Source organism: Clostridium sp. D43t1_170807_H7, from assembly GCF_015555905.1.
Lineage (GTDB): Bacteria > Bacillota > Clostridia > Clostridiales > Clostridiaceae > Clostridium.
This window is the reverse complement of record NZ_JADNLK010000008.1, coordinates 115406-127189: the sequence shown is the minus strand read 5'-3', so window position 1 is coordinate 127189 and position 11784 is coordinate 115406. Positions and strand designations below refer to the sequence as shown.

The following is an 11784-nucleotide window of genomic DNA, read 5'->3' as shown; positions in this document are numbered from 1 at the left end:
TGATATTGTTACTATATCTTGAATAATTTATCTAATAATATATAAATTTTTATCTACTTAATAGCTTATATATTATTTTATCTTTTTCCATAATTATACTATTTAATTCTCTTATTTTACTTAAATATTCCTCATTCTTACTATTATAATACTGTTGAATGTTTAATAAATTATTCATATTATCTAATTTCTTGCTTAGACTATTCTCATAAAACATCAACTCTAAAAGTTTATATGATTGATCTCTAATTTTGCAATTTTCTCTATTAACAATTAAGTTATATACTATATTTTCTTTCATATAAGTATTCATTCTTTCAATCCTATCCTCACAAACCTTTATGATACTTGTATTTATATTATTTATACATTCTTCGCTATAATTAATATTCCAATTACTTAAATTTCTAGACATTGCACTTCTAATGCATCTATTACTCTTCCATACTAAATATATAATTCCCATATATACAGATATTTGAGGATTTATTATATCTTGAGGTAAACTATTTAATATTTTTTCTTCATGTATATTTTCTTCTTCCTTCTCTATATCAATATATCTATACCTTATATATAGCTTACTATCAATTCTTTTGTTATAAAAAATAATAGGTTTTTCATCATATTTGATCATAGAAACATCAGAAGTGTTTGGTAATGAAAAACTTTCTTCTACTCTATCCTCTATTAAATTATATAATACGTACTCTTCACACTGTCCCTTTTCTGAAATTAATAATATAGCTTTATCATCTTCTGAATAGACGGAAAAAGGTCTCTTTCTACTATTTGAAGTATTATCAGAAATTATATTAAACTTATTACATATACTTATATTGCTATTGAATATAAAAGATTTATTATTATTCCATCCTCTAAATACTAAATTTATCTGATTAGTATTCTTAATTATCATTGTCAATGAATCTATTTTTTCTGAATATCCTTTTGTGTCTATAACCAATTGTTTATTAATTTTTATTTCTTTATCCTCTTGTATACTTATTTCTAATAAAATTATTAATTGTATTGTATTATATATACTTATCCACAGTGATTTATTGAAATATTCTAAAGAATATTTTAAAACATTTTCACTTATTACTTTAGTTTTTCCATTAAAGTTTATGTATAAAGTTTTCCCCTCCATAAATATTTTGTACAACTTTCCATTATAATTGAGTAGTTTAAAATCCTTCATAACAACATCATCCAAAATATACTATATATTAAAAGTATGAAAATATTTTTGCAAATATTACCTGTAAGACCATCGATATTTGCATATGGATTTTTTTCACACTTTATATACCCTCTCATATTATATTATTAAGTTAGTTGCTTAATCTATTAATAAGGAGGATTATATATGTCACAAGACAATTTTAACGTATTACAACCAGAAGCACTTTCTGATGAGTGCTTGATTGCAAAAAAAATATATGGTCGTTGCAAACAACAAGATTGTTTAAGACCTATTGATTGTTCACAACCACCAGTTCCACCATGTCCTAATGGAGGATTACCACCTGAAACTTCAGATTTTATAAAAATAAGTTCAAGCTTATATGGTGGTACTACATCACTTGCAAATGCAACTGGAGAAACTGGCCCATTAACAACTTCTCCTATTACACCTGGCACTGTTATCGCTTTTGATAATACTATAACTAGTATTAAAATTTCTAATTTTTCTACTGCAATTAGTAATATTTCTGTAGCATCTCCAGGACAATTTGGACTTCCTGGATTTTATGATGTAACTGTTCAATATACATTTTCATATGATTTAACATTCTATAATTCAAGTAATACTGCATTTCAATTTCTTGTAGATGGTACAACTACAAGTACAGTACCTGCTTATACAGTTTATACAAAACAAATTTCATTAGAAGGTGGAGTTGTTGATCCAAATACTTCTATAGCTATTGGAGATAGTGCACTTTGTCCTAACTGTAATATTCCTCAAAATACAAACAATGTGCCTTATGCTTATGTTCAAGCTATAGCTAGTCCATTGGTTCCTAAGATAGGACAATATCCTTCAACTCCATCAACTCCTTGTGCTACTGCAACAAGTTTGGTTTACCATGCTGACGTAGTAATTGGGCTATTTACAATTATCGAATTATACAGAATTACTAACATGACTGTAGCTTCTAGTGGACCAATAGAAGTTCCTCAATGTCAACCATCTGTAATCAATGATCCATGTGTTGGATTTAATCAATTATTATTCCCATACGATGATTTTGATCCACCATATAGAAAATGTTAACAGTCTTCATAGTGTTTTAACATTTTAATTAAGTATATAAAAAACTCTACGTGAAAGTATTAATTTTTAATTCTTTCACGTAGAGATTTTTTAATTTCTAATTATTATATAAATCATATAAATTACATAAAAAACTACTAAGATAATTCCTTCTTTTTTACCAAAGCGTTTTTCTTCACTTTTATTAATAAATATCATAATACCAATTATTAAAGTTACTACAATTAAAAATACGAAATCAAATATTAAATTACTTGATACAGCTATGGGGCTTATAGCTGATGATAATCCTATAATTAATAAAATATTAAATATATTTGAACCTAATATATTTCCAAGGGCAATATCCTCTTCCCCTTTAATGGCTGCAACTACAGATGTTACAAGTTCAGGCAATGATGTTCCTATTGCTACTATTGTAAGTCCTACAAGCTTTTCACTCATCCCTAATGAGGTTGCAATAGAAGTTGCTGAATCTACAACAATTTGTCCCCCAATAACAATTCCTGCAACACCTATAACTAATTTAAATATGCTCTTGAAAATGCTTATTTCATTAGTTGATTCTAAAGCTAGCTCCTCTTGTACATTTTCACTTGATACTTTACCTTTCTTTACAGATAATATTAAATAAGTTATATATGAAATACAACCTATTAATAATACAATCCCATCAAGTCTTGATATGTAATTGTCCTTTCCACCTAACAAAGTAGTAAAGGTCAAAAGTAAAAGTAATATGGTTACTAATATATTTATACTAAAATCTCTTTTAACCTCAGATTTCTTAATTGTTAATGCCATTATTATAGTAGTAACTCCAAGTACCATCAATGTATTAAAAAGATTTGAGCCTAATACATTTCCTACTGCTATCTCATTACTTCCTTCAAGTGAGGAAATAGCACTTACTGCAAGCTCTGGCGCACTTGTTCCTAATGATACTATTGTTAAACCAACTATAACAGAAGGTATTCCTAATTTTTTTGAAATATTAGATGCACCACTAACAAAAATATCTGCTCCTTTAATTAATAGAAAAAATCCTACTATTAAAAATATATAACTCATTCCCATCCTCCTATTTTTCATCCTAAATCCTATATTTTTTTCAAATTCACTAAAATTATTCTACCTTAACTAAGAATAATCTTTCAAATTAATTTTTTGTATATATTTTATAAATAATCAAGTAAGTTAATAATAGTATTTACACATCTTATTAGCTTACTTGATTTTAATTTTTATATTTTTCTAATTTAATAAATTCTATCAATTAATAATTTTATAGCTAAGATATTTCAAATTTTATATTCTTAGAAAGTTCTTCTTCTGCAATTATATACTCACTATGAAGTGCTCTAGTTAATGCTACATAAAGCAATCTTTGATTTAATATATTATCTGGATAATTTTTTTCTGTTGGATTATATATTATAGTTCCATCAAATTCTAATCCCTTTGTTAAATAAGCAGGTATTATTATTATATCTGTACCTGGGCTTTCTTTCTCATTTCCCTTAATTAAAGTAAATTCTAAATCAGTATGTTTTTTTAATTCTTTTTCTAAAACTTTACCTTCATTATAAGTTTTTGTTATTATTGCAATACTATGTTTTCCTTTAGAGTTAAGCCTTTTTACAATTTCCTCAATCATTCTTACAGATTCTCTTCTTGAAACTGATTTAATTACTTCTGGTTTTTCTCCATGCCTCAATACCGGTTTTGCACTTTTTAAACCTAAACCTTGAGCATTTAATACTGAATTCGCAAATTCAATTATTTCAACAGTTGAACGATAGCTTTGGCTCAGTGTTATAAAAGTTGCCTTTCCATCAAACACACCATCAGTAATATCATTCCAGGTTCTAATTCCCTTGTAATGATAGATACCTTGTGCTAAATCTCCAACTAATGTTAAAGAATTTCCCATAGATAAACTATTAATTAAATAAATTTGGAATGGACTATAATCTTGTGCCTCATCTACTACTATATGTTTGTATTTTGATTTTTCATCAATTCCTTCTAATAACATATGTATATAAAAAAGTACTGGTAAGTCATCCTCATCTATTATACCTTTCTCATAATTTGATATTGCTTCTGCCTTTATATATTCAGCTAGTGCCCTAGGAATCCTATTTCCAGTTGCAATTTCAAAAACTTGATCATCTTTAAATAAATTAATATAGATATCGCTACAAGTTATTCCTCTCCAATTTTTAAAATATTCATTCATTACTTTTTTTGCATCATGTCTAATATATTCCTTAAGATTATCTCTTTCATTATATATCTCTATTAATTTATGTCTTCTTAAGTCACCATCATCTAGCTCTTTTTTCACTTCTTTAATCTTTATATCCCATTCTCTATCAATTTGAATAATAAGGCTTTCTATTCTTTCTTTTAACTTTAATAGTAAATATCTCTTAATTTCATCTTTTCTCTTATTTATAGGATAACTTTGTAAATCCTTTAAATATAGTCTCATTATTTCTCTCTTTGAGAATAAAACATAACCTGACATTAAAATATCATCTATTTCTAAAGAACTGCTTTCTAATAAAGCTATATATCTATCTATTATAGTTTTAAATATTAAATTTCCTTTAACTCTTGAGGCATTCACAATAAATTGTTTTTCTCTATGGTCCTCTATTTCTATAAGCTCCTTAAGTTTATCATCTTTAGTTTTTATTTTTCCTTTTAATTTAAGGGTTTTCATTACAAGTTCTTGAAATGTTGTTTGTTTTACATCATTTGACCCTAAAGTAGGTAAAATATCAGAAATGTAATCTAGAAATAACTTATTTGGTGCTAATACTAATATATCTTTTCCTTCCATGGATTCTCTATATCTATATAAAAGATATGCCAGTCTATGTAATGCAATTGTAGTTTTTCCTGACCCTGCGGATCCTTGAACTATTATTGGAAGATTCTTAGGCCATCTTATAATATCATTTTGCTCTTTTTGTATAGTTGCAACTACTTCCTTAAGTTTTTTCCCTCTACTCTCTTCTAGATTTATTTTTAAGAACTCATCAACAAGCTCCTCCCCTTCTTCTCCGTTAATAATGATTTCGTTAGTGCTTTCATCAAAAATTTTATCTAAGTTTTCATCGTTAAATAAAAACTTTCTTTTTAAATTCAACTCACCTTCAACCACTCCCATAGGAGCCTTATAATAAGCATCTCCTCCAGTTCCACTATAATAAAGATCTGCTACAGGAGCTCTCCAGTCTACAACAATTTCTTCACCATCTACTGTAGATGTTATTCCTTTTTTACCTATATAAACCTTTTCTTCAATACCAAACTTCTCATTAAAATCAACTCTACCAAAATACGGGTTCTTTAATGCTTCCTCATAATTTTCTATCTCTTTTTTTAATAAATTATATATTTTCTCCGTATTTTCTTTTTCTTGATTATAACTTCCTTTAGCTTCCTTAGTTAATACCCTTAATTTTTTAGCTATTTCTTCTTGGTATTTTCTTTTTTGTTCAACTTCATTTAGTATATCTTTACGCTTTTGCTCAAGGATGTCTCTTTCTAAAGCTAAATTTTCACTCATTACTTTTCCTCACGACCAATCTATTTTTTTGTATTATTTTATGCAACATTTAATAATAATCTACTGTTGCCAATTTGTACAGTTATAATTATTTATAGTATTACCTTAATTGAACATTTTTATTTTATATTTCCTAAATTTTATTATATATTTTTTAAATTTAATAACATAAATATTTAATTTTATCTAATAAAATAGAGACTCGTCAACCATTATTTATTGTTTTTTTAAACAATGATTAAGTGTCTCTATATTAATTTTATTTTTATCTAATTTTTAAATGAATGGATTGGTGCTGGTATTCTACCACCACGCTGAATAAAATCAAAGGAAGAATACTTATTTATAGGCATTACAGGTGCAGTTCCTAATAAACCTCCAAATTCAACTAAATCTCCTACTTTACAGCCTGGCGCTGGAATAATTCTAACTGCCGTAGTTTTATTGTTAATAACTCCAATTGCACTTTCATCAGCAATCATTGCTGATAAAGTTTCTGCTGTTGTGTCTCCAGGCACTGCTATCATATCTAATCCGACTGAACAAATAGCTGTCATTGCTTCAAGCTTTTCTAAATTTAATGAGCCGTTTAATACAGCATCTATCATACCAGCATCTTCTGAAACCGGAATAAAAGCTCCACTTAATCCTCCTACATGACTACAAGCCATTACTCCACCTTTTTTAACCGCATCATTTAAAAGGGCTAAAGCTGCAGTTGTACCATGAGTTCCAACAACCTCAAGACCCATAGACTCTAAAATATGTGCAACTGAATCTCCAACTGCTGGGGTAGGTGCTAATGATAAATCTACAATTCCAAAAGGTGTATCTAACCTTTTTGATGCTTCATGTGCGACTAATTGTCCTATTCTAGTAATTTTAAATGCAGTCTTCTTAATAGTTTCAGCAACTACATCAAAACTTTCTCCCTTAATCTTTTCTATAGCTCTTTGTACTACTCCTGGACCACTAACCCCAACATTTATAACTCTATCTGCTTCTCCAACTCCATGAAAAGCTCCTGCCATAAATGGATTATCTTCAACAGCATTAGCAAATACAACAAGTTTTGCACATCCAAAACCTTTTTTGTCTGCTGTTAATTCAGCAGTCTTTTTTATAACTTGTCCCATTTCCTTTACTGCATCCATATTAATTCCACATCTCGTAGATCCAACATTTACAGAAGAACAAACCTTACTAGTTTTAGCTAAAGCCTCCGGTATTGAATTAATAAGAATTCTATCGCCCTTAGTGTATCCCTTATGTACTAAAGCTGAAAACCCACCTATAAAGTCTACTCCTAATTCATGTGCTGCTTTATCTAATGTTTCTGCAAATTTTACATAATTAGTTTCATCCGTTGCTCCTGCAATTATTGAAATAGGTGTAACTGAAACTCTTTTATTCACTATTGGCACACCAAATTCATTTGCTATTTCATTTCCAACTTTAACTAAATTTTTAGCATAAGTCGTAATCTTATTATATATTTTTTCTCTTACCTTATCTCCATTACTATCTATACAATCTAATAGAGAAATTCCCATGGTTATGGTTCTAATATCTAATTTTTCCTCTTCTATCATTTTTATGGTTTCTAATATATTATTTGCATTCATAATTTTCCTCCATTGAAAGATTTAATATTTTATACCGTATACATAGAGTTAAATATTTCTTCTCTTTGAATCTTAACTTCAACCCCTAACTCTTTTCCTTTTAACTCTAAAATATTTTTAATTTCTTCAAAATTATCATTACTTAATTTTAAGTCTAACATCATTATCATTGTAAAAAATTCACCCATTATAGTTTGATTAACATCTAAAATATTAATATTCAATTTCTGAAGTTCACTACTTACTCCTGCTATAATGCCTACTTTATCCTTCCCTATTACTGTTAAAATCGCTTTCATTTTTTATTCCTCCTTACCTTTATTTAACAAACTTTTGTTCCTGAATTATATTAATTCTACCACTTATATCCCAAAATATCAAATTAATCCTTTTATCTCTATAATAGTTTTTTTAGTTTATGGCAAAATATAATTAAGGAAATATGATTATCTAATTTAAAATTTCACTAAAAGGATGGTGACTGCTATGAGTAATAATTTGCATGTAAATACTCCTTCAGATTTAGCTAGAGTTGGTAACTTTACTAAAAATGCTGTTGAGTCTTTCGAAAACAGCATAGTAAAAGAACATAATTATTTAGAAAAAGTAGATAAAAATCTGAAAAATAAAAATTATAAGTGAAATAAAAGTAGTATTAATTAAAATTATTTGAAAAAATAAAGCAAGGTTATATAATAAAAAAATATTTAACCTTGCTTATTACCCCTTTATTAAATTTTATATTATAAATAATACTTCAACTATTCACCATAAATATTTAAAGAAAAACCTTTTTCTAATGCTTCTTTAGCATATTCTTTAGCACCAAATAGTGATAAATCTCTATAATTTCCACATTGTATATCATTAGCCGCTGGTATTTCTGTAGCTTCTAAAATTTCATTTAATGCATTTTCTACTGCAATTTTTATATCACTAGCTTCTCTATCACCAAAAATACTTAAGTAAAAGCCAGTTCTACATCCCATTGGCGAAAAATCTATTATTCCTTCTAAATTATCTCTAAGTTTATATGCTAATAAGTGCTCTAACCCATGCATTGCAGCAGTTCCAAAAGCTTCTTTATTAGGTTGTAGAAATCTAATATCAAACTTTGTTACAAAATCTCCTTGTGGACCATTTAATAAACAACACTTCCTTATATATGGAGCTTTAACCTTTCTGTGATCTAATTCAAAACTTTCTACTTTATTCATTGTTACCCTCCTATATTACACAACTTTTTTATTATTAATTGAATTTATAATTGTATTTATATTTTCATGTATTCTTCTTGCTACATATGAATTATTCATTGTATATAAATGAATTCCATCTACACCAGTAGAAACTAAATCTATTATTTGCTCAACCGCATATGCAATACCAGCTTCTCTTAAAGCATCTTTATCATGTTCATATTTATTCATCATTTTAATAAACTTTTCTGGAATATGAGCTCCACATAAAGATGCTATTCTCTCTATTTGATTCTTATTTACTACTGGCATAATTCCAGCTTGAATTGGTGATTTAATTCCTAATTTCTCTTTTTGCTCTAACATATTATAAAAATAATTATTATCCAAAAATAATTGAGAAATAAATTGAGTTGCCCCCATTTCTTCTTTTAATTTTAAATGCAGCATATCCTCATTAAAATCTCTCCCCTTAACATGTCCCTCTGGATAACATGCTCCCAAGATATTAAAATCTCCTCTATTTTTTATATGAGATATAAGCTCATATGCATATTTAAATTCTCCTTTAGGATCTTGCCCAACTGGAATATCTCCTCTTAAAGCTAATATGTTTTCTACACCTTTCATTTTTAAATCATCTAAGATAATATCTATTTCTTCCTCAGTAGATGATATACATGTTAAATGTGCCACTGATTCTACTCCATATTTTTCTTTTACAACTGAGGAGAGTTCAGTTGTTCTATTGTTAGTTAAACTTCCACCAGCCCCATAAGTTACACTAATAAAATCTGGTTTTAAATCCTTTAACTCCTCTAAAGTCTTATAAATAGTACTAATTGGTGATGTAACCTTTGGTGGAAATATCTCAAAAGAAAATACTAGCTCCTTACTATTAAATAATTCATTAATTTTCATAAAAATGCCCCCTTAAAATTAGTTAGTAGTTTTTAGTTTATTACAATAACTTTATATTCATAACTAAAACTCCTTAATAAATTCTTATTCTTGTTTTTATTACTTATTCTTTTTATAAAATAAAAAAAACCTAAAGGATATTTCCCTTAGGTTTAAAAATACTCTGCCTATAAAATACCCTTATCTATCAGCTTAAAGCTGTTGGAATTAGCACCACGTTCGAACAGTGACAGGCTTCAAGTGACAAATGACAAGTTATTAATATTAACTTGCCACTTGTCACTTATTACTTGTCACTTGCAACAGGTTGCTGGGTTTCAACGGGCCAGTCCCTCCACCACTCTTGATAAGATTTTATTAAATTATACAAAATTTTTCCGAATTTGTAAATAGTTATTTTTTTCTAAATTAAAATTTTATTAGTAATAACAATATAGAAATAACACTACAAGTTAAACTAATTATACTTATAAATCTTACTATTTGATTAGTATTTAAGCCTTTTTCTTGAAGTCTATAATGAATTTGACTTCTATCAGCTTGATATATAGGTTTTCCTTCCGAAAATCTCTTAAATATAACAAATATGTTATCAAAGATCGGAACAGCTAAAGCTAAAATTGGTATCATTAAGCTTAATATTGTTGCTCCTTTAAATGCTCCATCTAAAGCAATTATACTTAAAATAAACCCTAAAAAATTAGCTCCCGAATCACCCATAAATACTTTTGCTGGATACCTATTATAATATAAAAATGCTAATACAACTCCTGCTGTTATAAGAGAAAATAACAATGATGGTGGTTGCCCTAATATTATGGCAGTTGCTGCAAAAGTCATTGCTGAAATAAATGATAACCCTCCAGCTAAACCATCCATTCCATCAGACCAATTTATTACAGTCGTAACACCAAAAATCCATGTTATAGTAAGCACAAATTGAACTATAGGTGATAATGTTATGTACTCATCTGTAAATGGGTTTTTAAACCCTTCAAATGAAATTCCAGATTTAAATACAATTACTGCAGCTAAAAGTTGAACTATCAATCTTGGAGTAATGCCAAATTCTTTTCCTATACTCTTATAGTAATCATCTACTACCCCTATAATTAATATTAATAGTGACCCTATAAATATTCCATATTTTTCATCAAAGCTATAATTATGAAAAACAATAAAATATGATATAAAGAATCCAATAAACATAGCGATTCCACCACAAAGTGGAGTTTCACCCTTATGTTTTTTTCTCTTAGTCGGTTTATCAGTAAAATTATATTTAAAAGCTAATTTCATAAGTATTGGTGTCAAAATAAATACTGTTGAAAAAGCTATTATTGTCGCTAGTAAATATTTCATTAAGATTCTCCTTAAAAATTATCATAATATGCAATATTATGTATTCTATTAGCATTATACTATTAATTCACTTCATTATCAAATATATAATATTAAATACATTAAAGAAAAAAATTAAGGGAGTTGCAATAAAGCAACTCCCTATTGTGATAATGTAAAGATCTACTCTGCTCTTGCGTTAATGATATCTTTAACCTTCATTAATCTAGTTAAAGCTCCTCTTTCATTTTCATCAAGTTTCATTCTAATAAACTTAATTGTTTCTTCTAATTGAGGAATTGTCATATATTCAAGGGCATTAACTCTTCTTCTTGTCTTTTCAATTTCATCAGCCATTAACTGTGTTGATTTTTCAACTTCAGCTAATTCAAGAAGCTTAGGAAGTATAGATTCTAGCTTTCCTATAGCATCATCTAATTCAGAAGATGTATTGGCAAAACCATATGGATAAATGCTTCCTTCACTATCTTGTAATTGTCTGTGGAATTTCATTTGCGGAACATTAACACTCATTATGTTTTTTGTTCCTACTTCAACAGATACACTATCTTTTGGATAAGCAACTGCTTCTTCTAAAAATTCAGAACTCATTACAGCACTAGCCATAACGAAATCTTTAAATGAACCTTCAAGTTCAGCTTCTACTGATTTTCTTAATTCATTGTTATATTTAACAAGATTAATAAATTGTCTCATTAACTCATCTTGTTTGTTTTTAAGAAGCTTATGCCCTCTTGCTGCAGTAACTAATCTTTTCTTCAGCTTAGATAGCTCCATTCTAGTAGGATTGACATTTAATTTTGCCATATT

The 11784-nt window shown here is 27.8% G+C and carries 11 protein-coding genes and 1 riboswitch; of the genes, 2 read left to right on the top strand and 9 right to left on the bottom strand.

Annotation, left to right across the window (positions count from 1 at the left end):
• Positions 1 to 49: 49 nt before the first annotated feature.
• A complete protein-coding gene (locus I2E98_RS07055; protein ID WP_195468249.1) occupies positions 50 to 1204 on the bottom strand; it encodes a hypothetical protein in 1155 nt (384 codons plus the stop codon).
• A gap of 168 nt (positions 1205 to 1372) precedes the next feature.
• Here I2E98_RS07055 and I2E98_RS07050 point away from each other — a divergent pair, with 168 nt between their 5' ends.
• On the top strand, positions 1373 to 2284 hold the full coding sequence (locus tag I2E98_RS07050; RefSeq protein ID WP_195468248.1) for a hypothetical protein: 912 nt from the start codon (positions 1373 to 1375) through the stop codon (positions 2282 to 2284).
• Positions 2285 to 2374: 90 nt separating this feature from the next.
• On the opposite strand, the gene I2E98_RS07045 is transcribed toward I2E98_RS07050, so the two are convergent.
• From I2E98_RS07045 to I2E98_RS07030, 4 genes are all read right to left on the bottom strand, one after another.
• Positions 2375 to 3355 carry a calcium/sodium antiporter gene (locus I2E98_RS07045; RefSeq protein ID WP_195468247.1) on the bottom strand — a complete coding sequence of 327 codons (981 nt, stop codon included), beginning with the start codon at positions 3353 to 3355 and terminating at the stop codon, positions 2375 to 2377.
• A gap of 220 nt (positions 3356 to 3575) precedes the next feature.
• Positions 3576 to 5867 (bottom strand): RNA polymerase recycling motor HelD, encoded by a 2292-nt coding sequence (helD, locus tag I2E98_RS07040; RefSeq protein WP_195468246.1) that lies wholly within the window; start codon positions 5865 to 5867, stop codon positions 3576 to 3578.
• Positions 5868 to 6136: 269 nt separating this feature from the next.
• The gene (locus I2E98_RS07035) at positions 6137 to 7492 is read right to left on the bottom strand and encodes a PFL family protein (protein ID WP_195468245.1); all 1356 of its coding nucleotides are present in this window, start codon (positions 7490 to 7492) and stop codon (positions 6137 to 6139) included.
• A 29-nt stretch (positions 7493 to 7521) separates the two neighbouring features.
• Positions 7522 to 7791 (bottom strand): ACT domain-containing protein, encoded by a 270-nt coding sequence (locus tag I2E98_RS07030; RefSeq protein WP_195468244.1) that lies wholly within the window; start codon positions 7789 to 7791, stop codon positions 7522 to 7524.
• Positions 7792 to 7978: 187 nt separating this feature from the next.
• On the opposite strand from I2E98_RS07030, the gene I2E98_RS07025 reads away from it, so the two are divergent.
• Positions 7979 to 8134 carry a hypothetical protein gene (locus tag I2E98_RS07025; protein WP_195468243.1) on the top strand — a complete coding sequence of 52 codons (156 nt, stop codon included), beginning with the start codon at positions 7979 to 7981 and terminating at the stop codon, positions 8132 to 8134.
• 119 nt (positions 8135 to 8253) lie between these two features.
• On the opposite strand, the gene I2E98_RS07020 is transcribed toward I2E98_RS07025, so the two are convergent.
• The 4 genes from I2E98_RS07020 to I2E98_RS07005 all read right to left on the bottom strand — a co-directional run bounded on the left by I2E98_RS07020 (position 8254) and on the right by I2E98_RS07005 (position 11781).
• On the bottom strand, positions 8254 to 8709 hold the full coding sequence (locus I2E98_RS07020; protein WP_195468242.1) for an S-ribosylhomocysteine lyase: 456 nt from the start codon (positions 8707 to 8709) through the stop codon (positions 8254 to 8256).
• 15 nt (positions 8710 to 8724) lie between these two features.
• Positions 8725 to 9612, bottom strand: a complete 888-nt coding sequence (gene metF / locus I2E98_RS07015) for a methylenetetrahydrofolate reductase [NAD(P)H] (RefSeq protein ID WP_195468241.1) — start codon at positions 9610 to 9612, stop codon at positions 8725 to 8727.
• A gap of 177 nt (positions 9613 to 9789) precedes the next feature.
• Positions 9790 to 9965: riboswitch (SAM riboswitch) on the bottom strand.
• A gap of 55 nt (positions 9966 to 10020) precedes the next feature.
• Positions 10021 to 10974, bottom strand: coding sequence for an MraY family glycosyltransferase (locus I2E98_RS07010; RefSeq protein WP_195468240.1), 954 nt, complete (start codon positions 10972 to 10974; stop codon positions 10021 to 10023).
• 162 nt (positions 10975 to 11136) lie between these two features.
• Positions 11137 to 11781, bottom strand: coding sequence for a V-type ATP synthase subunit D (locus I2E98_RS07005; RefSeq protein WP_195468239.1), 645 nt, complete (start codon positions 11779 to 11781; stop codon positions 11137 to 11139).
• Positions 11782 to 11784 lie beyond the last annotated feature (3 nt).

Bases quoted from the DNA above. Each gene is read 5' to 3' on its own strand.
- I2E98_RS07005 (WP_195468239.1), bottom strand. From the start codon at position 11,781: ATGGCAAAATTAAATGTCAATCCTACTAGAATGGAGCTATCTAAGCTG.
- I2E98_RS07020 (WP_195468242.1), bottom strand. From the start codon at position 8,709: ATGAATAAAGTAGAAAGTTTTGAATTAGATCACAGAAAGGTTAAAGCT.
- I2E98_RS07055 (WP_195468249.1), bottom strand. From the start codon at position 1,204: ATGAAGGATTTTAAACTACTCAATTATAATGGAAAGTTGTACAAAATA.
- I2E98_RS07045 (WP_195468247.1), bottom strand. From the start codon at position 3,355: ATGAGTTATATATTTTTAATAGTAGGATTTTTTCTATTAATTAAAGGA.
- helD (WP_195468246.1), bottom strand. From the start codon at position 5,867: ATGAGTGAAAATTTAGCTTTAGAAAGAGACATCCTTGAGCAAAAGCGT.
- I2E98_RS07025 (WP_195468243.1), top strand. From the start codon at position 7,979: ATGAGTAATAATTTGCATGTAAATACTCCTTCAGATTTAGCTAGAGTT.
- I2E98_RS07030 (WP_195468244.1), bottom strand. From the start codon at position 7,791: ATGAAAGCGATTTTAACAGTAATAGGGAAGGATAAAGTAGGCATTATA.
- I2E98_RS07050 (WP_195468248.1), top strand. From the start codon at position 1,373: ATGTCACAAGACAATTTTAACGTATTACAACCAGAAGCACTTTCTGAT.
- I2E98_RS07010 (WP_195468240.1), bottom strand. From the start codon at position 10,974: ATGAAATATTTACTAGCGACAATAATAGCTTTTTCAACAGTATTTATT.
- I2E98_RS07035 (WP_195468245.1), bottom strand. From the start codon at position 7,492: ATGAATGCAAATAATATATTAGAAACCATAAAAATGATAGAAGAGGAA.
- metF (WP_195468241.1), bottom strand. From the start codon at position 9,612: ATGAAAATTAATGAATTATTTAATAGTAAGGAGCTAGTATTTTCTTTT.